General features: G+C 59.3%; 17 protein-coding genes and 1 pseudogene. 7 read left to right on the top strand and 11 right to left on the bottom strand.

Features of this window, described 5'->3' with window-relative positions:
* The 4 genes and pseudogenes from WAW39_RS08725 to WAW39_RS08740 form a co-directional block, all read right to left on the bottom strand.
* A pseudogene (locus WAW39_RS08725) lies at positions 1–349 on the bottom strand (haloacid dehalogenase-like hydrolase); the annotation flags it as partial.
* Positions 350–432: 83 nt separating this feature from the next.
* Complete coding sequence (locus tag WAW39_RS08730) at positions 433–1311, bottom strand: TIGR01777 family oxidoreductase (RefSeq protein ID WP_422317845.1); 879 nt, start codon at positions 1309–1311, stop codon at positions 433–435.
* A gap of 5 nt (positions 1312–1316) precedes the next feature.
* A complete protein-coding gene (locus WAW39_RS08735; RefSeq protein WP_422317847.1) occupies positions 1317–1877 on the bottom strand; it encodes an SOUL family heme-binding protein in 561 nt (186 codons plus the stop codon).
* Positions 1878–1900: 23 nt separating this feature from the next.
* Complete coding sequence (locus tag WAW39_RS08740; RefSeq protein ID WP_422317849.1) at positions 1901–2962, bottom strand: class I SAM-dependent methyltransferase; 1062 nt, start codon at positions 2960–2962, stop codon at positions 1901–1903.
* A gap of 73 nt (positions 2963–3035) precedes the next feature.
* Between WAW39_RS08740 and WAW39_RS08745 the strand changes: the two genes are divergently transcribed.
* Positions 3036–5552 carry a transglycosylase domain-containing protein gene (locus tag WAW39_RS08745; RefSeq protein ID WP_422317851.1) on the top strand — a complete coding sequence of 839 codons (2517 nt, stop codon included), beginning with the start codon at positions 3036–3038 and terminating at the stop codon, positions 5550–5552.
* A gap of 3 nt (positions 5553–5555) precedes the next feature.
* Here WAW39_RS08745 and dctA read toward each other — a convergent pair whose 3' ends face one another.
* Positions 5556–6833 carry a C4-dicarboxylate transporter DctA gene (gene dctA / locus WAW39_RS08750; protein WP_422317853.1) on the bottom strand — a complete coding sequence of 426 codons (1278 nt, stop codon included), beginning with the start codon at positions 6831–6833 and terminating at the stop codon, positions 5556–5558.
* A 107-nt stretch (positions 6834–6940) separates the two neighbouring features.
* On the opposite strand from dctA, the gene leuC reads away from it, so the two are divergent.
* From leuC to WAW39_RS08765, 3 genes are all read left to right on the top strand, one after another.
* Positions 6941–8356 (top strand): 3-isopropylmalate dehydratase large subunit, encoded by a 1416-nt coding sequence (gene leuC, locus WAW39_RS08755; protein WP_422317855.1) that lies wholly within the window; start codon positions 6941–6943, stop codon positions 8354–8356.
* 102 nt (positions 8357–8458) lie between these two features.
* Positions 8459–9553 (top strand): alpha/beta hydrolase fold domain-containing protein, encoded by a 1095-nt coding sequence (locus tag WAW39_RS08760; protein WP_422317857.1) that lies wholly within the window; start codon positions 8459–8461, stop codon positions 9551–9553.
* Between the two features lie 8 nt (positions 9554–9561).
* Positions 9562–10659, top strand: coding sequence for an SGNH/GDSL hydrolase family protein (locus WAW39_RS08765; RefSeq protein WP_422317859.1), 1098 nt, complete (start codon positions 9562–9564; stop codon positions 10657–10659).
* 18 nt (positions 10660–10677) lie between these two features.
* Here WAW39_RS08765 and WAW39_RS08770 read toward each other — a convergent pair whose 3' ends face one another.
* Genes WAW39_RS08770 through WAW39_RS08780 form a run of 3 tightly spaced genes read right to left on the bottom strand, consistent with a single transcriptional unit; the run spans position 10678 to position 14316 of the window.
* Complete coding sequence (locus WAW39_RS08770) at positions 10678–11904, bottom strand: mandelate racemase/muconate lactonizing enzyme family protein (protein WP_422317861.1); 1227 nt, start codon at positions 11902–11904, stop codon at positions 10678–10680.
* A gap of 8 nt (positions 11905–11912) precedes the next feature.
* Positions 11913–13349: an Nramp family divalent metal transporter gene (locus tag WAW39_RS08775; protein WP_422317863.1), complete on the bottom strand. Its 1437-nt coding sequence runs from the start codon at positions 13347–13349 to the stop codon at positions 11913–11915.
* A gap of 1 nt (position 13350) precedes the next feature.
* Positions 13351–14316 carry a mannonate dehydratase gene (locus WAW39_RS08780; protein ID WP_422317865.1) on the bottom strand — a complete coding sequence of 322 codons (966 nt, stop codon included), beginning with the start codon at positions 14314–14316 and terminating at the stop codon, positions 13351–13353.
* 79 nt (positions 14317–14395) lie between these two features.
* On the opposite strand from WAW39_RS08780, the gene WAW39_RS08785 reads away from it, so the two are divergent.
* The gene (locus WAW39_RS08785) at positions 14396–15691 is read left to right on the top strand and encodes a neutral/alkaline non-lysosomal ceramidase N-terminal domain-containing protein (protein WP_422317867.1); all 1296 of its coding nucleotides are present in this window, start codon (positions 14396–14398) and stop codon (positions 15689–15691) included.
* 3 nt (positions 15692–15694) lie between these two features.
* Positions 15695–17317: an SGNH/GDSL hydrolase family protein gene (locus WAW39_RS08790; RefSeq protein WP_422317869.1), complete on the top strand. Its 1623-nt coding sequence runs from the start codon at positions 15695–15697 to the stop codon at positions 17315–17317.
* 229 nt (positions 17318–17546) lie between these two features.
* Here the strand turns inward: WAW39_RS08790 and WAW39_RS08795 are convergent, their stop codons facing one another.
* Together WAW39_RS08795 and WAW39_RS08800 are read right to left on the bottom strand one after the other, a co-directional pair.
* Positions 17547–18596: a ComEC/Rec2 family competence protein gene (locus WAW39_RS08795; RefSeq protein ID WP_422317871.1), complete on the bottom strand. Its 1050-nt coding sequence runs from the start codon at positions 18594–18596 to the stop codon at positions 17547–17549.
* Positions 18597–18655: 59 nt separating this feature from the next.
* Positions 18656–25234, bottom strand: a complete 6579-nt coding sequence (locus WAW39_RS08800) for an autotransporter-associated beta strand repeat-containing protein (RefSeq protein ID WP_422317873.1) — start codon at positions 25232–25234, stop codon at positions 18656–18658.
* 175 nt (positions 25235–25409) lie between these two features.
* Between WAW39_RS08800 and WAW39_RS08805 the strand changes: the two genes are divergently transcribed.
* A complete protein-coding gene (locus WAW39_RS08805) occupies positions 25410–25643 on the top strand; it encodes a ferredoxin (RefSeq protein WP_395732995.1) in 234 nt (77 codons plus the stop codon).
* 54 nt (positions 25644–25697) lie between these two features.
* On the opposite strand, the gene WAW39_RS08810 is transcribed toward WAW39_RS08805, so the two are convergent.
* Positions 25698–26726 carry a hypothetical protein gene (locus tag WAW39_RS08810; protein ID WP_422317876.1) on the bottom strand — a complete coding sequence of 343 codons (1029 nt, stop codon included), beginning with the start codon at positions 26724–26726 and terminating at the stop codon, positions 25698–25700.
* Between the last annotated feature and the right edge of the window lies 1 nt (position 26727).

Below are 26727 nucleotides of genomic sequence, written 5' to 3' on the forward strand. Positions count from 1 at the left end.
AGATGATGTAATGCTCGATTTTCACACCGAGCAGACGGTGCTGGTCGTTCAGCACTTTGTTCAGTTCGTCGAAAAGCTCCGGCACGCCTTTAAAAAAATTCAGCTTTGCGCCCAGCTTCCGCAGATCCTCGTTCGTTGGCCGGTCCATGTCGAGGTAGTCCAGCATGCATTTCAGGTAGGCCAGTTCACCGTCGTAGCCCTCCTGATTCACGAGTTCGCGGCTGCGCTTCCAGAACTGCTCGGGGTTGATTCCGAAGTGTGGAAAGAGTGTCTCATCCTGCATGTACGTCGGACTGAGCGTCTGATCGTAATCGTAAATGATGCCGATGGTGGTCTGCTGGGATGCCATGAGGGACGAGGAAGTTGACGGTGGTTTACAGTCGTTGACTGTGGTTTGGAAAACAACCGTCAACAACTGTAAACCGGCTTCCTTCAGACCAGCGAGGCCAAAGCGCCGGAGAGTGTCGGGTGGACAAAATCGAAGCCCATCTCGGTGGCAACGCGCGGAATCACTCGCTGCCCACCCAGGAGCATTTCGTCCGCCATGCCGCGCAGCAGCAGTTTGAGGGCGAAGGCAGGTGCATGAAAGAAGGCGGGGCGATGCAGGGCTGCTGCCAGCTTTTGGGTGAACTCCGCATTCGTGACTGGCTCTGGCGCGCATAGATTCAGCGGGCCGCTCACGGTTTCGGTGGTGATCGCCTGGAGGAGAATCTGAACCGCATCATCGATGTGTATCCAGGACATCCACTGCCGCCCTGAACCCAGCCTGCCGCCGAGGCCGCAGGCAAACACCCGCCGCAGCAGTGGAAACGCCCCGCCGTCGCGGCCCAGCACCATGCCCGTGCGCGAGGTGATGACGCGCATGCCGAGAGCTTCGGCCCGATGCGCCGCTGATTCCCAGCCTGCGCAGACATCTGCCAGAAAGCCTTCGCCACGCGGCGATGTTTCATCCACGGCATCGGCTCCGCTGTTGCCATAAAATCCGGCCCCGGAGGCGCAAACCAGCACCTTGGGCCGGTTCTCGGCTTTCCAGGTGGCGAGGTGCGCGACCAGGGACTCGGTGAAATCCACGCGGCTATTCCAGATGCGATCACGTTTGTCCTGCGTCCAGAGTCCCATCAGTGATTCGCCCGAGAGATGAACCAGTGCATCCAGCGGCGTCTCAGGAAGCGCATGCGGTGCTTCTTTAGGCTGCGTCAGGCCCGACCCCGGCCTGCGTGAATACGCGATCACCTCATGGCCTTGGTCGATTGCATATTCTTTGAGATGCCTGCCGATGAAGCCCGTCGCTCCTGTGATGCCGATGCGCATGAGAATTATTGAGGAGGGATGGGAACCAGAACTTCATTGCGGCGCAGAAAACCCGGTGTCCACGGCGGGTCGTAGTAGGCGCTGAAGGGTGCGCCAGCCTCCTGAAGCTTGTTCTGCTGCATCCAGGTTTTCAGTTTCGACAGAGCCTGCTGTTCCAGTTCCTTGGTTTGGGAGCCGCTGAAGCGATGCACGGCCACTCGTCGCGCTTTCATGGTATCCACTGTCACCTGGGCAGAGGCTGGGGCGGGAGTATCCTTCTTGTGCTTATCTGGTACTACGAAGGCCATTTTCCCATCCACCATGAAGACCGGTGTCGTCATGGAGATCTTCTCTTTGGCGGCATTTCCGCCGTCGATGTAGCGGAACAACCGCATGAAGCTGGAATTGTCTGCGTCACGAGATGTGGTGGCAATTTTGAGCTCGGGATACTCACGAATCTCAAAGGCGACGTCCGTGCGGATGACTTTGTACGGAGCCGTTTCATAACCCGCACGCGATGTGGCGCAGGCGGTGATGCCGATGGCGCTGACAACCAGACCGCTGATGAGGGCGAGCAACTTTTTCATGGCCGAAATACGCGTGCCATGAATCAACGGGCTGACTTTTCCAAGATGAGGCACCGAAACGAGCGACCCATCAAGGCTGGATGCGTGAGTGAATTGAACTGGCGCATCGTGGCGGCGTCAGGAGGGCTGCCTTCGAGGCTTTGGATCCAGCTCATCGCCATGCGGCCCAGCAGGCGGCCTTGCAGGTCGTATTCGCGCTGGGAGAGTCCATGGCGCACGGCTTCATCAATCAGGCGGGTGAAATTGATGTGCGTGGTCAGGTCGCATTCGCCGAGGTCTGCCAAAACCCTGCCGTCCGTCTGGTGCTGCCGGTAACGGCGGATGGTGCCATCGGCGCGGGAGTCGGCGTGGAATTCCTCCGCATCCAGACCGTAGTCGGCGATGAAGATGGTTCCGTGAAATGCCGCATGCGCCAAGGCGCGAATCCACGTGAGCATGGCAAGATTGATTTCGAGGGTGTGGCCGGTATCGAGATCGTGGGGCAGGTGTTTCACTTCTGCCTCGAGTTCCTCACAGGAGCAGCCGCCGGGAATGAAGCGGAAGGCCTCGGTGCCGTCGGTTTCGACGAATAATTCCTCCCAGCGTTCGCCGTTCCAGCGGACGAGATGCACTGGAAAGGCGTCTGGCAGCTCGTTGCAGAGGAAAAAACCGTGTTTGGGGCCGGTTTTGAGCGCAGAGAGGCTTTCCACCCACTGAACGCGATCACCGAGGCGCTGGAACTGAGCTTTACGATATTTCGGGTTGGGCTCCACGATGAGGTAGCGCAGGGGACTGCCGTCAAGGGCGCTCAACACATCTTCAGCGAGCTGGCCGTCGTGGGCACCCTGTTCGATGAGCGTGAAATCCTCTGGCTCGCCCAGCGCCTGCCATTCCTGCAAAGCGTACATAGCCAGCAGTTTCCCGAACAACGGCCCGACGCTCACACTGGTGAAAAAATCGCCCTGGCGGCCGATTTTGCGCGGACCGGCTCCATAATAACCATGATCAGGATGATAAAGCGCCAGATCCATGACCTGTGCAAAGGGCAGACGGCCGGATGGGGAGGCGGCGAGCTTTTCTCGCAGAATCTGGGGAAGGGAAGACATTCGATGCACGGGAAAGAACTGGCGCGGATTGTGAAGGACGGGTAGTTTTACCACCCTACTTTCTTACCAAGCCATGTTCCGTGATGATCCCGATCCCCAGCCTGTACGCAACTGGCGTGGCGAAGCCGGCCTAAAACTGCCGTTCTACCGCCGTGGCTGGTTCAGTGCGCTCGTGGCCTTTGCTCTGCTCTGCGTTGTGTCAGTGTTTGGCGTTTACAGCGTGATCGTGGCACCGCTGCGGCGGGATGCCGAGAAGTATGACCTTGAGGAGCTCAAGAAGCTGGAGTCTGCGAGCATCATTTTTGACCGTGACGGCGATGAAATGGCCCGCCTCTACGTGCTGAACCGCACCCCTGTGCCGATCACGGAAGTGCCGCAGCACTTGATTGATGCCCTGGTGGCGCAGGAAGACTCGCGATTCTTCAAACATGACGGGGTCGATTACATCGGTCTGCTGCGTGCGGTGAAGGAAAACATCGTGGCTCGCGAGGTCACGCAGGGGGCGAGCACGGTCACGCAGCAGCTTGCCCGGCAGACGTTCAAGCTGTTGGAACGCAGCTACAAGCGCAAGATTTTGGAGGCATTCATCGCCCAGCGCATCGAGAAGCATTTCTCGAAGGCGGAGATTCTGGAGCTCTACCTGAACCGCATCTTCTTCGGGGTGAATTTCTACGGCGTGCAGGCAGCGGCGCGCGGCTACTTTGGCAAGGATGTCAAAGAGCTGAGCATTGAGGAAGCGGCGACAATCGTCGGACTGATCAAGAGCCCGAACAACATCCAGCCGATCAAGCACCCCCAACGTGCGATGAAAGAGCGTAATTACGTGCTGGAGCGCATGTCCATTGAAGGTACGCTGACGAAGGACGAAGCCGCAAAGCTCAAGAAAAGGCCGCTGGTGACTGCACCGCAGAGCACGGACCCGCGTCTGAGCTATGTCTTTGATGCCGTGCGGCGTGAGGTCGTGGACCTTGTGGGTGAGGAGCGTGCCTCCATCGGCGGCTTCCGCATCTACACCAGTATCGACCAGGATCTGCAAAAGGCCACGGAGGAGGCGGTGAGCAAGCGCATGGCCGAGGTGGAGAAGCGTCCGGGCTATGAGCACCAGACCTTTGCGCAGTTCCGCGCGATTCTGGCTGACTACCGTGCCCGCATGAAGCGGGGTGAAATTGATCCAGCCACCCCCAAGCCACTGCCAGAGTATCTGCAGGCTGCGGCCTTGATGATCGACAACAAGGACGGCAGCATTTTGGCGATGGTGGGTGGTCGTGACTTTGGAGACAGCCAGTTTAACCGCGCGACGGACGGCGTGCGTCCGGCAGGCACTGCCTTCACGCCACTGGTGTATGCGGCAGCGTTCAGCAGTCCCGGGCTCTACCCAGGTACCAAGGTGGATGATGCGCCGCTGGACAACCGCCGCGTGATGATCGGCGGCCTGACCGGAATTCTGGGTGAATGGGGTGCGGAAGTGGACAACCCCAAATGGACGCAGGCTCCGATGAGTTCGCGTGAGGCTCTTGTTCAGGGACGCAACTCTGCGACCGTTCGCCTGGGCGAGCGCGTCGGGGTGCCGATGGTCAAACAGGTGGCGCAGAAGGCGGGTATCACTTCTGAAATGCGCGACTACCCCTCCACCTTCCTTGGGGCCAGCGAAGTGCGGCTGAGTGACATGTGCCTGGCCTATTCCAATTTCCCCACGCTGGGCAGCCGCCCGCAGAAGCTGAACCTGATCCAGCGCATCACGGACAACAATGACAAGGTGGTGTTTCAAATCTCCGAGGCGGCGCTGCGCAGCGTGCAGAGCATGGACCCCATCGCCGCGTATCAGACGCACACCTGCCTCGTGGACGCGCTGCACCGCGGCACGGGCAGTCCTGCGGTCAGTGATTACAAGCTCGGTGAGTTTGTGGCTGGCGGCAAAACCGGTACTCATTACGAATTCAAGGACCTCTGGTTCCTGGGATACACCTCCGGGGTGACCTGCGGCGTGTGGGCGGGCTTCGACAAACAGAAGACCATCTTTCCCGGGGCGTTCTCCAACCACATCGTGCTGCCTGTCTGGGTGGACATGGTCAATGCCAGCGCAACACGGTACATGCCGAAGGACATCGAGCCGCCACAGACGGCGGAGCGGGTGGAAATGTGCCAGCGCAGCGGCATGCGTGCCACGGACTACTGCTACGAGAAGATCAAAGGGCCGGATGGCCGTGAAAAATCCGTGCGATCCACCTACTTTGAGTATCTGCGCCCCGGCACGCCGCTGGAGGGCTTCTGCAATCTGCACACGGGCGAAGGTCTGCCGGTGGAGATCAAGCAGTTTGGCTATCAAAGCCCCGCCAGCGGTTTCGGCGCGGCCCCTCTCATTGCTTCGTCCAACCGCTGGGTCCACATCGAACCTGTGCGCATGAAGGCGCTCACCGTGATTGGTGAAGACCCCTACAATTCCGAGCAGGCCGTGCCGCGTGCCAGCCCCGTGAATGATGATGGTACGCCGATCCGCAAAGCCATTCCCGTGGATGCCGTTGATACCCCGGATGAAGATGGGCCCAAGCTCAAGCTGGCCCCACCGCCGCCGATGAAGATCGAGTTGTGAGGGTTAGCGCAGCAGCATCTTACCTTTTTCCGCATCGAACTCCTTCTCCCACTTTGCCACGACGAGTGTGGCCAGCGTGTTGCCGATGAGATTGGTGATGGCGCGGGCTTCGGACATGAAGCGGTCGATGCCGATGAGAACCGCCAGGCCTGAGACGGGAATGCCGGTGTCGATGGTGGATAGCGTGGCGACCAGAGTGATGAAACCCGCCCCGGTGACCCCAGCGGCCCCTTTGGAGGTCAGCAGCAATACCGCCAGCAGTCCGAGCTGCTGCCACAGCGTGAGATGCGTGTTGGTGGCCTGCGCGACAAACAACGCCGCCAGCGTCAGATAGATGCACGTGCCGTCGAGATTGAACGAGTAGCCGGACGGAATGACCACGCCGACCACCGACTTGTCACAGCCGGACTTTTCGAGTTTGAGCATGAGCTGGGGAAGAGCGGTCTCGGACGACGACGTGCCAAGCACCAGCAGCAGCTCGTCCTTAATGTGAACCAGCAGCTTCCACAGGCTAAACCCGTTCCACCGCGCGATGCCGCCGAGGACTACGAACACAAACAGGCCACAGGTGAGGTAGACACAGGCCAGCACCTTGGCCAGCTTGATGAGCATGCCGGGACCTTCCGAACCTACGGTGTAGGCCATGGCCGCGCAAGCAGCGACCGGTGCGACACGAGTGATGATGGCGACGAGCTTGAAAAACACCTCCGAAACGCTGTGCAGCAGATCCAGCACCAGTTTGCCTTTCTCGCCCATCTGGCACAGCGCCACGGCCACCAGCAGAGCCAGAAATAGGGCGGGCAGCACCGAATCATCCGTAAAGGCCCCCACAAAGGTCTTCGGGACGATGTTCATCAGGAAGGTCTTGGTGCTCGTGTCTCCCGCCTTGGCCTGGTACTCGACGAGCTTCGAGGTTTCCTTGGCTGAGGCGTGATGCTCCACTCCGGCGCCCGGCTCGATCACATTGGCCACCACAAGGCCGATGAGCAGCGCCACCGTGGTGACGAGCTCAAAATACAGCAGTGCCTTCCACCCGACGCGGCCTACCCGTTTCAAATCCCCCATGCTCGCGATGCCGCACACCACCGTGCAGAAGATGATCGGCGCGATCAGCATCTTGATCGCCTTGATGAAAATCTCCGCCAGCGGCTGGAGATCGGTCGCATTGTAGGACTGACCGAACAGGACGATCGCATTCGCCGGCGGAAACAACAAACCGAGCATGATGCCCAGAACGACGCCGATCAGCACCTGCACGTAGAGAACTTTGAACCATTTCATGGGCGCGGATGCTGGCAGGTCCGGTGGCAAAAGCCAAGAGGCATTCTTGCACCCTCCGCCGGGCGTGCTAGGCTTGCAGCCCTCCAAACCACCAATCAGCACGCATCATGGGCAAAACACTCTTCGAAAAAGTCTGGGATTCGCACGTCGTCGGCACCCTCGGCAACGGTCAGACACAGCTCCTCATCGACACGCATCTCGTCCATGAAGTCACCAGCCCGCAGGCTTTCGGCATGCTGCGTGATTTGAACCTGAAAGTGGCCTACCCGCACCGCACCTTTGCGACCGTCGATCACATTGTGCCGACGGACAGCCAGGTCTCGCCGTTTTCGGATCCTCTCGCCGAAGCGATGATTCAGGAGCTCAACAAGAACGCCAAGGACTTCGGCATCACTTATTTCAGCCTTTCCAGCGGCAAGCAGGGCATTGTGCACGTCGTCGGACCTGAGCAGGGGATCACCCAGCCGGGCACCACGATTGCTTGTGGCGACAGCCACACCGCGACTCACGGCGCTTTCGGAGCGATTGCCTTTGGCATTGGTACCACGCAGGTGCGCGACATCCTCGCCACGCAGACGATGGCTCTGGGCAAGATGAAGGTCCGCCGCATCAATGTGGACGGCCAGCTGCGCCCCGGCGTTTATTCCAAGGACGTGATTCTTCACATCATCCGCCTGCTCGGCGCGAATGGCGGCATTGGCTATGCCTATGAATACGGCGGCAGTTTGGTTGACGCGATGTCGATGGAAGAGCGCATGACCGTCTGCAACATGAGCATCGAAGGCGGTGCGCGCTGCGGCTACGTGAATCCTGACGAAAAGACCTTCGAATACCTCAAGGGCCGTCCCTACTCGCCGACGGGTGATGCCTGGGAGACCACCGTGGCCCAATGGCGTGCGGTCGCTTCGGATGCCGACTGCGTTTATGATGATGTCATCAACATCAAGGCCGAAGATGTGCCGCCGACGGTCACCTGGGGAACCAGCCCGGACCAGGCCATCGCCGTGACCGAAAACGTGCCGACCGCCGAAAGCGCGACCACCGAGCCCGGCCGCATCTCCATTCAGGACGCGCTTGATTACATGAAGCTGCCTGCCGGTGAGCCGATCAAGGGCACGAAGATTGATGTCGCCTTCATTGGTTCCTGCACCAACGGTCGTCTCAGCGACTTCCGCGAAGTGGCCAAGTTCATCAAAGGCCGTAAAGTGGCAGCAGGCGTCAAAGCAATCGCGGTTCCAGGGTCGCAGATCGTCGATGTGCTCGCCCGTAAGGAAGGTCTGCATGAAATCTTCAGCGAAGCCGGCTTCGAATGGCGCGGTGCAGGCTGCTCCATGTGTCTGGCGATGAATCCCGACAAGCTTGTCGGCGATCAGCTTTGCGCGTCCTCTTCGAACCGCAACTTCAAAGGACGCCAGGGAAGCACCACGGGACGCACTGTCCTGATGAGCCCCGTCATGGTCGCCGCCGCTGCTCTGACTGGCAGCATCGCGGATGCCCGTGAGGTGTTCTCGATTGCGGGTTGATCCTGAATCCATTGTTTCAAAAGGCGCGGGTCGTGAGATCCGCGCCTTTTTTATGAGGTGTTTGAATCCAGAATTGTGTCCGAAGCGGATTAGACCAGATTCGTGAAAACTGTGGTTCTCATTTCGGCACTCCTCATACTCGCTTTGCTCGCGGTGAACGCGTGGATCATGTCGCCGACGCGCTGGCAGTGGCTGCTTCAGCTGGCCACCACGGAGTTTGGTCACTGGCTCGCGCTCTTGTCGCTGCTTTTGATTTATCCCGCCGCGCAGTCCTCGCGCTGGTTGGCGGTGGTCTGCCTGCTGCTCGCCATCGTGTTTTTCATTCCTGCCGTGCAAGCGTCGCGCATTGCAGCGGCGCAGGGGCTGCGCTTCTCATGGCTGCGTTTGTGGCAGCCGGAGCATGCTGAGAAATTCAGCGTGCAGTGTGAGCGCCGTACCTTTTGGCGTGAGGGGGATGAAGCGCTGGATATGGTGATCTACCGGCCTGTCGGTGTTGAGAAGCCGCTGCCGTGTCTGCTTATCGCCCACACGGGTGGCTGGGATAGTGGTGATCCCGGAGAGTTTGTCGGAGCCAACACCGAGCTCGCCTCCCATGGCTATGTGCTGTGTTCCTATGCCTATCGTCTTGCTCCGAAACACCGCTGGCCGGCGCAGGCTGAGGATACGCGTCATGCCTTCGCCTGGGTTCGCAGTCACGCCGCTGAGCTCGGCATTGATGTGAATCGGGTCGTTCTTATGGGCCGGTCCGCTGGCGCGCAGATCGCCGCTGCTTGTGCTTATGGCATGCCGGAGCTTGGTGCCTGTGCCTGCATCGACGTCTATGGCACCCCCAACATGCATCTCGCCCGCGAATGGTCTGTGCCTGACGATTTGTTAAAGTCCCTGACCCTCGTGCGCCAATACATGGGCGGCGATCCGCACGAGGTGACTGAAGGCTACCGCACGGCTTCGGCGACTGAGTTTCTGAACACGCACCGCCTGCCCACGCTGATCCTGCACGGTACTTTGGATTCTCTCGTCGGCATCGGCCACAGCCGCCGCTTCAGCACGAGCCTCGCGCATCGCGACGATCACTTCTTCCTCGAGATTCCGTGGGGAACGCATGGCATGGACTACTTTCCCTCCACGCCGGGCGGGCAGCTTTCAATGTCTGCGATTGTGCGCTTCATGGAACGATTCGTTCATGATGCTCCGTAGTGGAGGGCATGTACCGGATACTCAGCCTCTTCTGCGCGCTCACCTGCTCCGCTTTCGCCGGAGATCTTCAGCTCACTCTGCCTCCCGTCGTGTATGCCACGCCGGATGTGCCGATGAGCATCTACCACGACAACATCGTGCTGACGGAGACTCCCGAGGCCTACCGCTTTGAGTTCACCTGCAAGCTGGGCAAAAACGAAGAACGCCGCTGGACGCTCACACCGAGTGATGCCGATGTGGGTGATCACCCGATTGCCATCACCGTTAAAGACGCTGGCGGCAAAGTGCTGGAGCAGGGGAAGACGACGCTGCACATCTCCCCACGCAAATCGATTTCCTCCAAGCCGCTGCGCCTGCTCATCGTGGGGGACAGCCTCACGAATGCGAGCTTTTACCCGAATGAAATCGCCCGCCTGCTGGCTCTGCCGGGCAATCCCAAGGCCACGCTGCTAGGCACTCACAAACCTGCAGGCGTAAAGCCAGGTGTCGCGCATGAAGGTTACGGTGGCTGGAAGTGGTCTGACTTCCTCACCAAATTCGCGCCGGAGACTCCGGGAGTGGCCGCAGGTCCAGTGGCTCGCAAGGCGACCAGCCCTTTTATCTTTCCGGCTGCGGACGGCAAAACGGGTGCCTTCGATTTGCAGCGCTACTTCAAGGAGCATTGCGACGGCCAGCAGCCCGATGTCGTCACCTTTCTGCTCGGCATCAACGACTGCTTCGGTGCCGATCCGAACAACCCGGATGCCAAGATCAACGAGGTGCTCGACAATGCGGACAAGCTTCTCGCGGCCTTCCACAAGGCTGTGCCCAATGCCAAACTCGCAGTGGGACTGACTACGCCGCCGAATGCGCGTCAGGAAGGCTTCACAGCGAACTACAAGGACAAGTATCCACGCTGGGGCTGGAAGCGCATCCAGCACCGCATCGTCCAGCTCATGCTCAAGCGTCTCTCCAATCGCGAGAAGGATGGCATCTTCATTGTTCCCACGGAGCTCAATCTCGATCCTGTTGATGGCTATCCGAACAACAATGGCGTCCACCCCAATCCCGTCGGCTACGCCCAGATCGGCGCGAGCTTCTACTCGTGGATGAAATCGAAGCTGTGAATCGGCTGTCGAACTCCACTACTTCGCCACACTCTTCCTCCAACCATTCATTCCTTCACGGAACAGATCGTCCTTTAACTTGGTCCCCAGGCCCGTTCCCGTGGGCAACTGCGCCTTCCCGTTCACGATGACGGGCAGCGTATCGACCAGCTTGTCGTAGAACGAGCGGATGTGCGCCCGAACCGTCTCCTGAAACACGACATTGGCCGATGAGGCCGCGAGATGCAGGCCGCTGAACAGCGTGAGCGGGCCGGTACAGTCGTGAATCGTCGCAGGGACGTTGAAGGTCTGCGCCATGTCGATGACGCGGCGTGTCTCGCTGATGCCGCCGTTCCAGGTGGGATCGACCATGCAGTAGTCGCAGGCCTGTGCTTGCAGCACGCTCAAATATTCTTTGCGACCGAGCAGCATCTCACTCGCCGCGATGGGCAGGCCGCTTCGGCGACGGAAATCGGCCAACGTGCCGGCGTTGTCGACTCGCAGCACGTCTTCCAGCCAGAGCGGTTTGATCTCGCGCAAAGCTTCGGCGATGCGTTCGGCCGCCGGGAGTTGGAAAAACGCGTGCCCTTCGATGGCGATGTCCATTTTCATGCCCACACGATCGCGAATCTCCCGCAGGGGTTTCATGCCTTCTTCGATATCGGCCCATGAGATGTGCAGACCGCCGTTACGATGTGCCGCACGATCAAATGGCCACAGCTTCATCGCGGTGATGCCTTCAGCGAGCAATTCCTCAGCGAGGTCACCAGCGGCAAAATGAGAGGCCCAGTTGTCTTGCAACGGTCCCTTGCTGCCGATGTCGCCATAGCCCGGCCAGCCCGGATGACGTGGAGCCTCCGTGGCACCCGCCAGCGCGCCGTAACTTGGACCGCCGCTCGTATTATAGACGGGAATCGCATCACGCACCGGCCCGCCGAGCAGGCGGTACACCGGTTGCTTGCAGGCCTGCCCAAGAATATCCCACAGCGCGAGATCAATGGCCGACAGCGCGCGCATCTCCGCGCCCGGATGCCCAAACGGCGTGCAGCGCTCATAGATGAAGCGCCAGTGCGCTTCAATCGCCAGCGCATCGGCTCCGAGCAGGCGCTCTGCCATCCAATCGTGAATCAACGCCGCGATGGCATGCGGTGTGTAATACGTCTCGCCGCAGCCGATGAACCCGTCCTCCGTGTGAATGCGGACGAGCAGCAGATTCGGCATGATGCCGGAGGGAATGGCGGTTTCGATGGCGGTGATGCGTGACATGACGTGGATCAGTGGGAGAAAATCTGGCGGAACATGGCGAATGAAATGAAGCCGTAAAACAAGGCGCAGAAGACGAGCGCGATCTTGCGCCACAGGGGCGGGCGCAACTCACGCGGCAGCAGCGTGGTGTTGAGGCGCAGGATTTGCAGCGCGGAGAAGGCAGTGATCGGTGCGGCGGTGGCGCCGAGAATCATGAGCAGCAATTTCGCATCGCCAAGGAATGCGCCGAAGCACGCGATCACCGTGAAGCCGAGCAGCAGCAGGCCATAGAGCCGCCCCACCGGCATCTTCTTCGGCACCGCACCGCCCGCCCATGCCATGTCCGCCACCACGCGGGCCAGCACATCCACATTCGTCAGCGTCGTCGAAAACAGAATCCAGAAGCCGTTCATGAGGCCGAGAATCCAGAAGCCCTCCCATAGCTTGCGCATCTCTGCCGCTTGAAACACACCCGCCGCGACGCCGGTGACCTGCATGCCGGGTTGAAACAACGACGAGGCCAGGTTCACCATCAGAAACATGCCCACGATGCATCCCAGCATCCATAGGCCGGATTGATCAATGATCGCGTAACGCCACCAGTCGCGCCAGCGCTTCAAATTTTCCGCGGTGATGGGAAACACGCTGCCTACGGGGGCCAATGTCTGCTCCGTGCTCCACACGCCACCCATGTTGCCCGCTTTGGAAGCCATGCCGAAGCCTTTGTCACGAAACCAGTTGGCGATGGCAAGATTGCCAATGCCGCCGCTGCCGGCGAGCGCTGCAAACACTGCCAGCATCACGAAATCGACCTTCTCAGGAACCACTCCGAACGAGAAGAAGCCTGTCAGCGTGCTGCTCCAGTCCTTGAGCGGCACAAAGGTGAAGTTCACCCACAGCAGGAAACCGAAGATGAAGATGATCATCATCCACGACAGTCGTTCCAGCAGTCGCTCGACCTTTTTGCCTGAGGCGAGCACCACGGCCGAGATCAATACGAGGGCCACCGTGATCCACGTCACAGTCGACGCATCGGCATCCGTCGGAGCACGCCCTTGCAGCATCGCAAACGCCACACCTGCGCATCCAGCCGCCGCCGCAGGCATGCCGAGCTGCGCAAAGCCTGCCAGCGCATAAAACACGCCCCACACCCGCGATCCCGGCCGCATCCGCATGAAGCCCGTGAGCACCGGCTCTCCCGTGTAAAGCGTGTAGCGTACCGCTTCGAGATTTAGCAGCGATTGCAGAACAAATGCCAGCGTCGCGATCCACAGCACACTGCGTCCGTGCTGCACCACAAACAACGGCCCCGCGATCCACTCGCCCATCCCAATGGCCCCCACGAGCAGGATGGCCCCCGGCCCGATGGTGCGCAGCGCATTGCGCCAACTGAATGGCAGAGGCGCGGGAAGATCGTCCGTCTTCCAAGGAGGAAGACCGCCGTGATTCGGGTTGGGTGGCTTCATGTCAAGAGGAGGAGTGGCCGGCTTGAACGCTTTGAATCAGCCCGCGCATGTAGCCATAGGCGAACAAACGGCCCATCATGGTGTAGCCGGGCTCGCCCTCTTCTTCGCCGTCGAGCTGCGGCACATGATCGGGACGCATGGGGCCGGTGAAGCCGATGTCGCGATAGGCGCGCATGGCGGCAACCATGTCGGTGGGGCCGTTGTCATGAAACGTCTCGGCAAAAAACTCTGCATTGCCGCGAATGTCGCGAAAATGAACGTAGCGGATGTGCTTGCCGAGTCGGCGGATGGCGGCGGGAATTTCGGCACCCATCTCCGCAAAGGTGCCCTGGCAGAAACAGATCGCATTGTGCCTGCTCGGTGAGAGGCGCATGAGCCGCTCGAAGTTTTCGACGCTGTTCATGATGCGCGCCTTGCCGGCGAATTCGGCCAGCGGCGGGTCATCAGGATGCATGACCATCGTCACGCCGTGTTTTTCTGCCGCGGGGAGCAGTTCGGCAAGCATGCGCTCCAAGTTCGTCCACAGGGCATCTGCCGTGATTGTTTCGCTGCCAGCCTGAATCGCCGCCGAGTTCAAAGACATGGCATGCTGCGCTTCTTTGAGATCAAAGGCCGTCACCAGCGCTCCGCCACGCTCCTTGGCACTCAATTGTGTTCGCACCCAGTCGGTGCCGGCCATGAAGTTGTAGCAGAGCAGCGGGATTTCCGCCTCGCTCATGTGCTCAAGCAGCCGTTTCATCGCCGTCATGTCACTGCCATCGTCCTTTCCGAGCTTGAGCTTCTCGATGGGCAGATAGCCTTCGATGATGCCCAGCTTCATGCCGTGGCGCTCGATTTGCGCCTTGGTTTGCAGCAGAGGTTCCAATTCCGAGCCTGGATATCGCACCGTAATCTCTTCGACGCCGCACTGGGCCGCGAGGGCCAGATGGTGATCGTTGAGAGGCGTGAGGACAGTGGCGAGGCGCATGAAAGATGGGTGCGGAGTGAACAAACAACGTGAGTGCGCCCGTAGTTTGTGCATGTCGCTCCGCGCTTTTTCGCTCGCCATGCTGTTTACCAGTGCCGTCCTTGCCGCGCCGCCTGGAGCCACGCCGCTTTCGCCTGCTGGTCCGCCGAAATCTGTGGCTCCTCATCTACCGGCGAATTGGAAAGCTGGAACTGCCACTGTTGCAGTGACGCCTCAGAAGCTGCTCTGGATGGCCGGATACGCAGGGCGCAAAAAGCCTGCGGAAGGCAAGGTGCAGGATCTGTTTGCCAAGGCGCTGGCTCTGGAAGACGAGCAGGGAAACAAGCTGGTGTTTGTGACGCTGGATCTCATCGGCGTGCCGCAGCTTCTGCGGCATGATGTGGCGCAGCGTGCGGAGAAGGAGTTTGGGCTGCCGCCTGCCAATCTCGTGATGAACGCCTCGCATACCCACAGTGGTCCTTCTCTTCGCACGACTCCGCTGACGGATGCAGACAAGGACAACCCCAAGGCCAAAGACTTATGGGAATACACGCAGAAGCTGCAAAACGACCTCGTCGGCCTGATTGGCAAAGCGCTCAAGGAAATGCAGCCGGCACGCCTCACTTGGAACAAGGCGCGCTGCGGTTTCGCCATGAATCGTCGTCGTGACTACACTCTGCCGCCCGACCATCCGAATGCCAATAAAGCGCCTAATCCGGAGGGGCCTGTGGATCATGAGGTGCCGGCAATGCGCATCGAAGCGCCCGATGGCACGCTGCGTGCCACGCTGTTTGGCTATGCATGTCACAACACCAGCCTCGGCTTTTATAACTGGTGCGGTGACTATGCGGGTTTTGCGCAGGAATACCTGCAGGAGCATCGCCCCGGCTTCACGGCCCTGTTCCTGATGGGCTGCGGCGCTGATCAAAACCCCTATCCACGTCGCAGCGATGTCGTTCCAGGGGTCACGGATCTGGAGCTTTCCATGCAGCATGGCCGTTCGCTTTCAAATGCCGTCGAAATGGCGCTCGTCGTCAATCCACGTCCTGTTCAGGGGCCGATCCGTGCCGCCTACGAGGAGATCAAACTCAGCTATGCCAAGGCGGGGCGCGCAGACCACGACTACCCGGTGCAGGTCATCAAGCTCGGCAACGATCTCACCTTCATCACGCTCGGCAGCGAAGTCGTGGTGGATTACTCCCTGCGCTTCAAGCGTGAGTTTGCCGGTGCCGCCGGTGTCTGGGTGGCCGGTTATTCTAATGATTACACCGGCTATGTCCCGAGCCTCCGCGTGCTCAAAGAAGGCGGCTATGAAGCTGCGGCGGGTTGGGCGGAAAGCGTGGAAGAACGCATCGCCGACAAGGTCCATGAACTGCACCAAAAACTTTCCCGATAATCCATGAAGACACTCGCACTCCTCCTCGCATTCACCGTCTCGGCTTTCGCTGTCGAAGCACCGCTTTCGTTTACACTGCAATCACGCGCTCCCGTCGGCAAAACGACGCTGGTGAAAGAGCCGTGGCTGCCCTCCCGCACCGCTATCATCGTCTGTGACATGTGGGACCTGCACCACTGCAAAAATGCTGTGACGCGTGAAGTCGAGATGGCGCCGCGCATGAATGAGGTGCTTGAAAAGGCACGCAAGGATGGAGTACTCATCATTCACGCGCCGAGCAGCTGCATGAAGCCCTACGAAGGCACGCCCGCACGTGAGCGCGCCAAAACTGCGCCCACCGCTGCGCGCCTGCCTGACAAGATCGCTGAGTGGTGCAAACAAATCCCGGCCGAGGAGATGGCTGTGTATCCGCTGGATCAAACCGACGGCGGTGAAGACGATGATATCGCTGAGCATGCTGCCTGGGCCAAAGAACTTGCGGCGAAGGGGCTCAATCCTAAAGCGCCTTGGACTAAACAGATCGATGTGCTGCGCATTGACCAGGACAAGGACGCTATTAGCGACAGCGGTGTGGAGATCTGGAACCTTCTCGAAGCGCGCAACATCGACAACGTGATCCTCATGGGTGTGCATCTCAACATGTGCGTCTCCGGCCGTCCCTTCGGCCTGCGCCAGATGGCGAAGAACGGCAAGCATGTCGTGCTCATGCGCGACCTGACGGACACGATGTACAATCCCGCACGCTGGCCTTTCGTTAGTCATGCCCGTGGCACGGAGCTGTTTGTTGCTCATGTGGAGAAGCGTATCTGCCCAACGATCACGTCGGATCAGATCATCGGTGGTACGCCTTTCGCGTTCAGCGATGCCACGGCGGGCAAGAAACGCCTGCAGATCATTCTCCTCGGAGACAGCACCACCGAGGCCAGCATTCCGAAGAAATTTGCGCCGGATGAACCGCAGATCGAGGACACGCTGCGCATCAAGCTGGCCGCCGAAGCCGACCTTCCTCCCTGCGATGTGTACAATGAAGGCGTCAGCGGTGAGTTCATCCGCCGGCTGCTCGACACCCGTTACGACAAGGCGGTGAAAACCAAGCCTCAGGCTGATTACATCTTCATTCGCTACGGCATCAATGACGTTGCCCGACGCGAGAATTTCAAAGAGAACTTCCCCAAGGACTTCCGTGAGCTGCTCACCCGCCTGCACAAGGATCACCCAAACGCCATGCTCATTCCCATGACGGTCATTCCTTACACGCTTGAGAGTTTGCATGCGGACATCAATGACGTCGTCAAGAAGATCGCCACGGAAGAAAAGCTCACCCTTTTTGACATCGCGCCACGGTATCTCGCGGAATTGAAGAAGGGTCCCGACATGCTGAACTACCGCCGCTATCCGCTCTCGAAGATCCCGGAGAATCTGCGAGGCTTTGCCACGCCTTATATCCAGCCTGGCGCGGATCCCACCGTGGTCGTGCTCGACAATCACCTCGACGGCATCTTTGGCCACCTGCCCGGCTGGGCGAGTGACCGTCATCCGAACCTCGCGGGTTATAACGTCATTGCCGATGAGACGGCCAAGTGGCTGGCGCCGGTGATTCGCGCCCGACAAGGTGGGAAGAAGTGATAAGGCCTGATACCTGCTGAAAACGTGCTTTGAGCGAGGCGGGATGTCTTACAGACGCTGCTTTCGCTGGCTGGATGGCGGGTTCAGGACGAAGCGCATTCTTCACCCTGCGAAAGCGGTAGCTCCGATGCAGGCTTGCGCCGTGCATCTGCGCGACCGCACTCCAAAAACGCTGCCGCGGTGCTATGGTTCAAAAACGCCTTGGTGTAGAGCTCTTCATTCCTGGGTATCACTTTTCGCGTGTTTGGAAAGTGCGGCTGTGTTTCTGTGAAGGTACCCCGACGGTGTAGCTTTTCCCATCGGCACTGACGGCGCAGTGAATGTGCTCGGCGGTGCAGCCTTCGGCCAGATCGCCATGGTTGGCGATCATCGTTTTGTCCGCCGTGTTTTCATGATCGTCGCGGACGTTTTCATGCACTTGATACATCGCCTGGATCGTCGGGGTCGATTTGAGCGCGTCCATGGCGGACTTGCTGGTGCCCTTGCGGGGGCCATTGTTCATGACCGAAACTGTGGGCTGGAGGCTGTGGATGAGAATGGGGTTGTTGCTCACATCCAGGCCGTGATGATTCACCTGATACAGATCCACTGTGCCGACGAGATTGAAGGGAGAGACGAGTTTTTCTTCGACGTTCCATGACAGATCGCCGCCATCAAAGAAACGGAAGTCGCCGAACTGCAGCAGCATCACCACGCTGTTGGCGTTGTCAGTTGGGTCGGCTGCTTTGGGTGGCACGGAACCCTTGAGTGGGTTTTCGGGCTGGTCGGGATAAGGTGGGATGAACTGCTGATTTGCGCCCAGGCAGCGGAGCGTGAGCTTGGGAGTGCCTTCTGCCTGCTTGAGCGGCACGACGGCACCTGCCGACAGCGTGACGCGCTTTTCGACCTTGGCATCGCGATACGGGCGGCTTGTCAGCGTCCAGCGCATGTCCTGGGCCTTGCCGTCAGGACTGCCATCAGGGATGCCTTTGTCGTAGAGAGTGCCAACTGGCATTAGTTCCGCCAGTTCAGCGAGGCCGCCGAAGTGATCGGCATGAAAGTGCGTGATGATGACGTGATCAATGCGCGTGAGCTTCGCCTGCTCAGTAGCGACTTTCTTGATGCGCTGCGGATCGCGTCCGCCGGGATTGCCGGTATCGATGAGCACCGACTCACCCGCTGGCGTCACGAGCAGGGTCGAGCCGCCGCCTTCGGAGTCGATCCAGTAGATGTCGAGCGTCTTGTCACGCGCGGAAAGAGTGAGGGTGCAGGCAAGCAGGGCGGCGAGGATGGATTTCATGGTGGGTGAAGCGCCTTCTTCACGCTCGAAGAAGGCGCGTTCTCTCATTGCAGATGAATCTACCTTCCAGGCGGGTTCACTTCCTTCACCGTTGCGCCGTGGGTGTCGCTGAGGATCAGGATGGCGATTTTTTCGACGTTGCTCAGCTCCGCAGGCTTGAGCATCTGGTAGTGGAGGCCGTTGGCGGGCGCGGCTTCATAGGGCGTCGGTTGTGGCGACGCATTTTCGGGGCCGTTGAGGCTGGCGTAGTCGAAGCGGCCGCGCAGGTCGGTGTAGCCGTCCTTGAAGAAGCGCACGGTGCCGTTGTTCAGGCGTGCGTACACTTTGACGTAGGCCTTTGGCAACGGCTTGTCGGTGGTGGTGTCGCGGGTTTCGAGACGGCCGTAGTTTTCGGAGAGTGTGAGCTTCAAGGTGTTGGCGTGATAGGCCTGGGTCTTGCGCAGTCCTGCTCCGAGGACTTCAACGAGTACGTTCGCTTTGGCGAATTCGGCGGGCAGCGCCAGTTCTAGATTGGTTTGATCCTTCGGCAACGTCTGCGTGGATGTTTTGTTTGGCTTGATGATGCTGAAGCGTCCGGCGTCCTGGCTCACGAAAGGATTGCTGCTGAAACTGAACTCGGGGTCCATGAGGTAGTAGTTCAGTGTGACCTCTTCGAGGTTTTTCCATGTGAGGGCGATTGTCTTGTTTTCGACTTTGAAATCAAAGCTAGGCTCGGTGGCGGCGAGTTCGGCCTGCTGTTTTTCGCGATCGGGCTTGTCGCCTTTTTCAGTCTTTGCGGTCTTGCCTTCGATTTCTTCGAGCTGCGTGGACACATCCGCGAACAGGAGCTTCCAGCGTGGCACGGGATGATCGGCATACTTCGCTGCGAGACCGCGTGCCGCGGCGAGATCGCCTTCATAGAAGGCGGCATAGCACTGGAAGTAGTCGTGCTGGATCTTGGTGGGCAGCTTGGCGGCGTCGACGGTCTTGAAGCGTGCCAGCGCTTCTTCCACTCGGTCTTGCAGGAAGAGGAAGTAGGCCACGCTCAGGTTGTCCATGGCATCCAGCTGCGGCTTGTGTGCGAGGATGCCGAGGAGCTGGGTGTACTGCTCCAACGCGGCGGGATTGGCGATGCGCCATTCGCCACCGACGCGGTGGGCGCGCTGGTTGACGAGCGGTGAGTATTCGAGCTGCTCATAGCTGCGGCGCTCGATGGGATCGAGCGTGAGGAGCGCGCTCGCCAGATAGGGGCCGTATAGGATCTCATTGTGGTATTTCAACCACTCACGCAGCGTGGCAGCATCGTTATGAAGCAGGGCGTAGCTGGAGATGACATCATCGCGCACATGGTGCCTGCGAATGAAGGCGATCAGCTTTTGGTAGAAGTCCGCGCTCTGCCGGCAGCGCCACGCGACGCGGGCCAGATTGAGAGATTCAAGGTTTGCCTGATCAAGAAAGGTGAAGACCTCGGCTTCGCTGCTGTACTGTGAAACATAATCCCATGAGGCTTTGTCCACCTCGGTGAGTTTCGGCACGACATTGAACTCAAACGGTTTTGCGCCTGCCGTGCTGGTGCTGGTGGCGACGTTGACGGGGAAGTGCGCAAACTTGAGGCCGGCCTTGGCGGGTACGAGCGGGAAGTAGAAGTGATATTCGAAGGTCTGTGTGGTGTAAGGCTCCAGCCGGATCTGGCGAGAGTCGGTGGCCTTGCTGCCGAGCACGGGCAATGCGCCCTGCGGGATCTGTAGCAGCACCACGGCCTTCACGGGGCTGCTGGTGGGATTGGTGACGACGATGTTTGCGCCATACGTCGCGCCGGTGAGAAATTCGGTGGTGACGTATTTTTCGAACTTCTCATTTCCCTCCATGCGGTAGCGGTCGCTCTGGCGGAAGAAGCTTTGGGAGACGAGAAGCTGGCCTTGTGCATTGTTTTCGACAACGGCAGGCTTGATCTCTTTGTGATACACGATGCAGGGGCCGCCTGCGGTGAAAGTGAAGGTTCCATTGTCGGCCTTCGTGCTGTGCTTTGAAGCCTCAAAGGGCAGGTCAAGCACGGCGAGCGCGAGCATCATCTCTGTGAAGTTGCTGCTGGCCTCGGCGACGTTGGACGAAACAAAGCCGCCCTTGGAGCCTGCGGCCACCCAGGCCGCATAATCGCGCCAGAAAGCGTTTACGGTGACGAGGTCGGCAGTCTGGTCCGTGATGCGCAGCTTGTAGTAGTTGTTCTCCGCCCATTCTTTGGTGGGACCGAGGGCACGAAAGAAGATGCGAACCTGCTGCTGCGAATCCCTGGCGGATCCAGCGTCGAAATAGAGGAGGCTTCCAGCATTGATGGTGGTTCCGCCTGTGTAGGTGCTGGCACCACTCACGGCCCAGCCACCTGCTCCCGATTTACGCAGCGCTTCTTCTCGTTCAAGGCCGAGGGCCGCCATTTCCTTGGGCATGTCAACAGCGCCGTTTTTCATCGCCGGTAGCCGCTGAAGTTCGACGGCGGTCAGGGATCTATTAACCCTTCCGTTTCCGGGTTTCGCTTCGCTGTTATTGCCGAGATAACCAGATCTCATTGCTGGTGCCGGCGCGGCAAAAGCATCTGCGGGAGCTGCTGCTGATTCTTCTGGCTTCGGCGACGTCGGTGGTGGTGGTGGTGGTGGCGCAGGGTTCATCGCAGCGCCGTAATTGACGTGAAAGCCATCCAAATCCCCCTTTTCCATCGCCCGACCGCGCAGTGCTGTTTCAAAGAGGTAATCCTGCTGTTCGGGGTTCGGCGGAATCATCTCCCATAGCTCGCGGACATGGCGTGCAGCATTCGGGGCTTCGTTTTTGATCCGCTGGGCGAGAAGGATGCGCTCGACGAGGTTGAGGCGGGCATACGCCCAGGGTTCCAGATATGGGGCGAGATCGAGGCCGAGGAGATATTCATCCATGAAGGTTTTGTCCTTCTTGTTGGCGAGGTAGGGTTTCACCACGGCATCGAAGAAAGGTTTGTCTTTGCGGAAGAGGAAGAAGTTCAGTTCATGGCAGGCGAACTCGCCGTATTTGGCGTGCTTCTCCTCCTCTTTGAGCTTGGGCCAGTTCAGCAGCCAGGCGAATTCGGCCAGATGGCCGTCATTGCTGAGCGTGGTGAACAGCGAGTGGATGCCGCCGAGTGTGTCGTAGGTTTCGAGTTCGCTGGTGAGGATGTCGGCGAGTGTGAGGGCCTTGCCGGTTTCGAGCACGGTGATTTCTTTTTTCTGCGTGAAGGGAGTCTTGGGGTCAAGATTTCTTGCGAGTCGTTGATCGGTGAACTTGGTGGGCGCTTCCGGCAGCGTGAGCGTGCGCCAGGAGGCGTTTTGCAGGTCTTCGGCGTAAATCTGCACGTGCTGGCGGTCGCCGAGGGCTTTGCGCTCGATGCGGACGACGCCGTCTTTGTCGGGCACAAGATTATAGATGACCGGAGCGGGTGCGGCGAGGAAGTCGAGATTGGTGCCGCCTTGCGGGCCGCTTTGAGCTTTCATTTTCTTCGCTGCCATTTTGTCGGCGTCGTTTGCAACGCCAGCGGCACCTCCGCGAGTCATGGCTGCGGACTGGCCTTCGAGCTGAGCGAGTTCGTCGAGGTCGGTGCTGCGGATCTCCCATGGGTTGAGCAGCAGGCCGGGACGGGTGAGCATGTTGCCGGGGAAGAGCTTGGCATAGCGGCGTTCGAGGATGTAGCGGTACTCATCGCCGATCTCACGGCCAGCGGAGTAGAGATTGGGGTTTCTCGCGGGAGTGCCGGAAGCTGCGCCGAAGCGGGTGAAACCGCCGAGTCCGCCGAAGATGCCGCTGCCGGGATCGAAGCGGGATGCAGCGAAGTGAACGCGTGCGAAGGGACTGCTGTTGGCGAGTTTGACTGTGATGAATTCCTGGTCGTTTTCGATGCTGAGGATGTGGAGCGGCGTGTTGCCTTTGAGTTCAAGCTGGCGGTGTCTGCCAAGCACCCAGCCGCCGAGGGTTTCGCCTTGCGTGACCTTGAGGGTGATCAGCGGCTGGTCGGGGATTTTTAGTGAGTAATCGCCCGGTGTGAGACCGCTGATGGTGAGGAAGCCGTTTTCGGATTTGAGGAGTGCTGCAAGGTCTGCGGTGAAAATGCCGGAAGACTGAGCAAGGAGTGACGCGGGAAGACTGCCGGTGTCATGAATGGGGATGCGAATGGTTTCGCCCTCCCTGGAGTGAATGGTGGTGGAGAGCGTGTCCTCGGCATCGAGCAGCGGCCAGAGCGTCTGACGGCCATTAGGGATTTTGGCGGCCACGGATTCGATGCCGGTGAGTTTGCCGAGGTTCACGCGTCCTTGGGCGTCCGTGCGCAGCGGAATGACCTGGGAGCGATTGAACTCGTGGTGCTTGAACGTGAAAAGAATCTGCTGATCGGCGATGGGCTCGCCGTTTTTTCCGAGGAGTTCGAAGACACGCTGACCGTCAAAAGTGCTGAGGTGGCCGTCGTTGACGGCTTCGGTTTTGTCGATGCCGTTGAGCGTCCAGGTGTGGCTGGCGGTGAGGTCTTTCTTGGTCCCTCCGGCACTGACAACATCGACTTTGGCGCTGAAGGCCACGGTGAGAGAGGCGAGACGCTCGGGGACAGTGAGAGTGTGCGTGAGGTCGCTGCCAGCGCTGAGTTTGAGGTCTTTGACTTCGCGAGTGGTGGAGATGCCATCCAGCGTGGTGCTGGTGATGGTGAGCCTCGGTTCGGTGAGGAATTCCGGGGCGAGGTGCACTTCTCCTATCATCAATGCGGTGCGCACGGCCAGGGTGGCTTCGCGGCGGGCGAGAAGCTGCTCGCGTTCGATGTGGAACTGGGCATCGAGGCGGTAGTCCTCGGCATGATGGGTGAAGGACGTGAGCGTGGCGAAGCTGCCGGCGGCATCTCCAATGACAAGATTCTTGGTGCCGGGTTGATTCGTGAACGGAATGACGATGCGTCCGATTTTTTCATCGCGTACCAGTTTGCGGCCTTCATACCACGCCACCGCATCGTTCACGGGCTGGTGCTTTTCATCGAGGACGAGGATGAGATCGCCGCTAGGGCTGGTCTGCTGCAGGATGTGGAACTGACCGGTGCGAATGAGGGCGCGGCTGCTGCGGCCGCCACCGATGAACTCGATGATCCATGCGCCGCGCTTGCCTTTGAGCTCGGGGAATTTGAAGGTCTGCCGCGTGCGTGCGAAAGGGCCGCCCTCGAAGGCGTGGGTCTGCTCGCTGTTGGCGACGAGGCCGTCGAGATTGAGATCGGTATTGAGCTGACGCTGCTGGGTCTGGAAGAAATTGAGCGTGTTCAGCTCAAAGATCTTCACGATGAGCTTCGGTGTGTTTTTGACGGTGACGTCGAACTGGATGTCGTCACCGGGTGAGAACTGCGGAGCGTTTGTTGCGGGAAATTCGATGTCCACGCGGTCCTTGAGCTGCTGGAATTCGGTGGGCGTAATCAGCGAGGCCCAATGCTCCGGGGAGCCGATGCGGTGGGTTATGAGCGCCTCTGCCAGCACGGGGGTGAGCCATTCTTCTGCGATGTACGTGGTCCATTGCGCGAGCACGTCGTTGGGATCGGAATCGGGCTTCACCTCGGAGGCAAAGAGGTGGAGGAAGTACTCGCGGACGAGCGGCTCATCAGTGCTAAGAGGCGGGGAAAGCAGCAGTGGCTCGCTGAGATCGGCGTTGAGGTCGGAGAGTTCGCCGGGGATAACGTCCTTGATGTAGGTGTAGTTGATGTAGTTGAGCTGGCGCGGGAGCTTGAGGTATTCGATGAAGCGGGCGCGGTCATACACGCCGTGCTTGCGGTCATGGTCCAGGCGCAGGTAGAGGATGCGGGCTTTGAGGGTGTTTTGGGAGGGCGGCAGGTTTTGTGCGAAGGCCCACACGCGGTCGAGCCAGGCCGCGCGCTCAGTGTCGTCGTATTCCAGATTCACATCCGCGCTGGGGGCCATTTTACGCAGGCGCGTGTAAACGAAGGACTGCTGGCTGAGCCACTGCGGGAAAGTCTGCAGCAGCGAATCCAGCTGCTCTGGCAGCAGGGCGCGATGAATGGGCAGAGAGCCGAAGGTGCGTGATTTGTCCGCCTGAAGGTCGGCAATGATGGCCTGTACGAGATTTGGCACATCCGGGCGCTGGAGCTTGCTGAGCACGCTGCGGCGTTGATCCGTCTTGAGCGGCACCTGATCACGAATGAGCGATGACAGGGCTTCCTGGGAGAGGGACTCAAGACTGCGGTCGTTGTTCAGCGCATCGCGGAGTAAGACTTCGCGGCTGATTTTGGTGGGATCAAGCTGCGTGGGGAGGTTGGGTTTTTGATCACGCACTTCCTGCTGGTGGTCGTGACGAATGCCGAGGCGCTCGATGAGGTATTTCAGCGTGGCCTGGGGATCGCGCTCATAGCCCAGGATGGCCTCGCGATTGAGGATGATGCGGCGGGCTTCGTTTTCGTCCGGGACGCGTTCTCGCCACTGATTGAGAATTTGATTGAGCCTGGCGTTGTCGCGGACGTTTTGGTAATGGAGGGCGTGGAAGAAATAGTATTCCTCCGAGCCAGGAACGAGCTCGCCGAGGGCTTTTTCGCGGTCAGCGGCGAGGGCGAAGCGCTCGATGAAGCCGATTTCATTTTCGGCAAGGACCGTGAGAGGAAGCAGGAGGGCGAGGACGAGCGATTTCATGGCAGGAAAGCGGGTTGGGGTGAATGATGCGGCGAGCATCACGGCTGAGGCGAGCTTTTATTGTAAAGACTCTGTCAAAGAGGGGGCGGCAGGGGGGAGGAGGTCAGGCAAAAAACCGTTTGAAACCCAGGGTGCGGCTACTACTATCCCAACCCCCTTACTTTTCCAGATTCCCATGGCCGACGCTGCAAACAAATACGCCCAGAACGCTCCCGGAGCTTACTATGTTGATGACCAGTGCATTGACTGCGACCTCTGCCGCGAAACGGCTCCTGCAAACTTCAAGCGCGACGACGACGGTGGTCATTCGTTCCTCTACAAGCAGCCTGAAACTGATGAAGAGCGCGCACTTTGCGAAGAAGCCCTCACTGGCTGCCCGGTGGAAGCGATCGGTCGCGACGGCGAATAAGCCTTCAGGGCAGTCATTTTAAAGCACACCGTCATGCCTGACGGTGTTGGCGTATCAGGGCAGGTTGAGCCAGCGCTGGGCCACTACTTTGTCAAGAATTACGCACTGGTTTGACCGGGCGTTTGGCGGAAAGGATATCAGCATGGTGTAGCCTTTGAAACCGGTGGGGCCGGTGCTGGCGAGGTCTCTCTCGATCCACTGAGCCAGAGGGGTGCCACGTTCACAATAAGCGTACACTGAATTGTCGCCACTCTCTGACAGCAGCTTGATGCAGAGGTATTTTTTAGAGTCGGAGAACTCGTAATTGTAATACTCAAACAAGCGCACATAGGACCGTACCAGCACGGGGCTGGTGGGACGTTTGGTGCGCAACTCCTGGAACGACATCTCGCCGTATCCGGTGAGGCTTTCCCAGTCGACCAGAAATTTCCCTTGTGGACCACGCAGCATGGCGATTTCCAGCGAGCCTGTGGGCCTGGTGCCTGCATAACTGAAGTAAAGAATTTCAGTGCCATTGATCTGATAACGCGCCTTGCTGACCAACGCCCCAGGTAATGGATCTTTGGCACTCTGCACTTCATAGAAATTTTTCATCAAGGGGGCAACCCGCTCAGAATGGGCCACCAGAGGAACGCGATCCTTCCAAGATTCCGTTTTCCAATACTGGTCCAGCAACTGCAACGCCTGAACCACTTCATCGCTGGACTCCAGTAGCGGCATCGCCTTGATGGTGGATTCTGCAGGATGCAGTGAAGCATTCTGACTGGGGGAGTATGCCAGGGTGGTGGAGGCGGAAGACGCGGTGGGCGTGATTGGGGGAGTGGCTTCACTGCTGGCCGGGAGTTTCGGCAGTACCGAAGGAGTGGGTGGGGTGGTATGGGCCGTCTCAAGGGAGATCCCCAGCTTTTCCAGATCCTGGGCTTTCTTCTCGGCGTATAGGGCCTTTTCGATCAGGGTATTGCGATTGGCGACGTTGAAGAAATAGAATTTCCATCCCACGTACAGGGTGAGCGACAGGATGACGCACAGGGTGATGCAAACACCCATGAAGGCGCGGTGAGAACCGATGGAGCCAGAGGTCATT

This window comes from Prosthecobacter sp. (assembly GCF_049294395.1).
In the GTDB taxonomy this organism is placed as follows: Bacteria; Verrucomicrobiota; Verrucomicrobiia; order Verrucomicrobiales; family Verrucomicrobiaceae; genus Prosthecobacter.

Coding starts and splice junctions, on each gene's coding strand:
- WAW39_RS08810 (WP_422317876.1), bottom strand. CDS start 26,726: ATGACCTCTGGCTCCATCGGTTCTCACCGCGCCTTCATGGGTGTTTGC.
- WAW39_RS08785 (WP_422317867.1), top strand. CDS start 14,396: ATGCTGTTTACCAGTGCCGTCCTTGCCGCGCCGCCTGGAGCCACGCCG.
- WAW39_RS08795 (WP_422317871.1), bottom strand. CDS start 18,596: ATGAAATCCATCCTCGCCGCCCTGCTTGCCTGCACCCTCACTCTTTCC.
- dctA (WP_422317853.1), bottom strand. CDS start 6,833: ATGAAATGGTTCAAAGTTCTCTACGTGCAGGTGCTGATCGGCGTCGTT.
- WAW39_RS08790 (WP_422317869.1), top strand. CDS start 15,695: ATGAAGACACTCGCACTCCTCCTCGCATTCACCGTCTCGGCTTTCGCT.
- leuC (WP_422317855.1), top strand. CDS start 6,941: ATGGGCAAAACACTCTTCGAAAAAGTCTGGGATTCGCACGTCGTCGGC.
- WAW39_RS08780 (WP_422317865.1), bottom strand. CDS start 14,316: ATGCGCCTCGCCACTGTCCTCACGCCTCTCAACGATCACCATCTGGCC.
- WAW39_RS08775 (WP_422317863.1), bottom strand. CDS start 13,349: ATGAAGCCACCCAACCCGAATCACGGCGGTCTTCCTCCTTGGAAGACG.
- WAW39_RS08740 (WP_422317849.1), bottom strand. CDS start 2,962: ATGTCTTCCCTTCCCCAGATTCTGCGAGAAAAGCTCGCCGCCTCCCCA.
- WAW39_RS08745 (WP_422317851.1), top strand. CDS start 3,036: ATGTTCCGTGATGATCCCGATCCCCAGCCTGTACGCAACTGGCGTGGC.
- WAW39_RS08800 (WP_422317873.1), bottom strand. CDS start 25,234: ATGAAATCGCTCGTCCTCGCCCTCCTGCTTCCTCTCACGGTCCTTGCC.
- WAW39_RS08735 (WP_422317847.1), bottom strand. CDS start 1,877: ATGAAAAAGTTGCTCGCCCTCATCAGCGGTCTGGTTGTCAGCGCCATC.
- WAW39_RS08765 (WP_422317859.1), top strand. CDS start 9,562: ATGTACCGGATACTCAGCCTCTTCTGCGCGCTCACCTGCTCCGCTTTC.
- WAW39_RS08730 (WP_422317845.1), bottom strand. CDS start 1,311: ATGCGCATCGGCATCACAGGAGCGACGGGCTTCATCGGCAGGCATCTC.
- WAW39_RS08770 (WP_422317861.1), bottom strand. CDS start 11,904: ATGTCACGCATCACCGCCATCGAAACCGCCATTCCCTCCGGCATCATG.
- WAW39_RS08805 (WP_395732995.1), top strand. CDS start 25,410: ATGGCCGACGCTGCAAACAAATACGCCCAGAACGCTCCCGGAGCTTAC.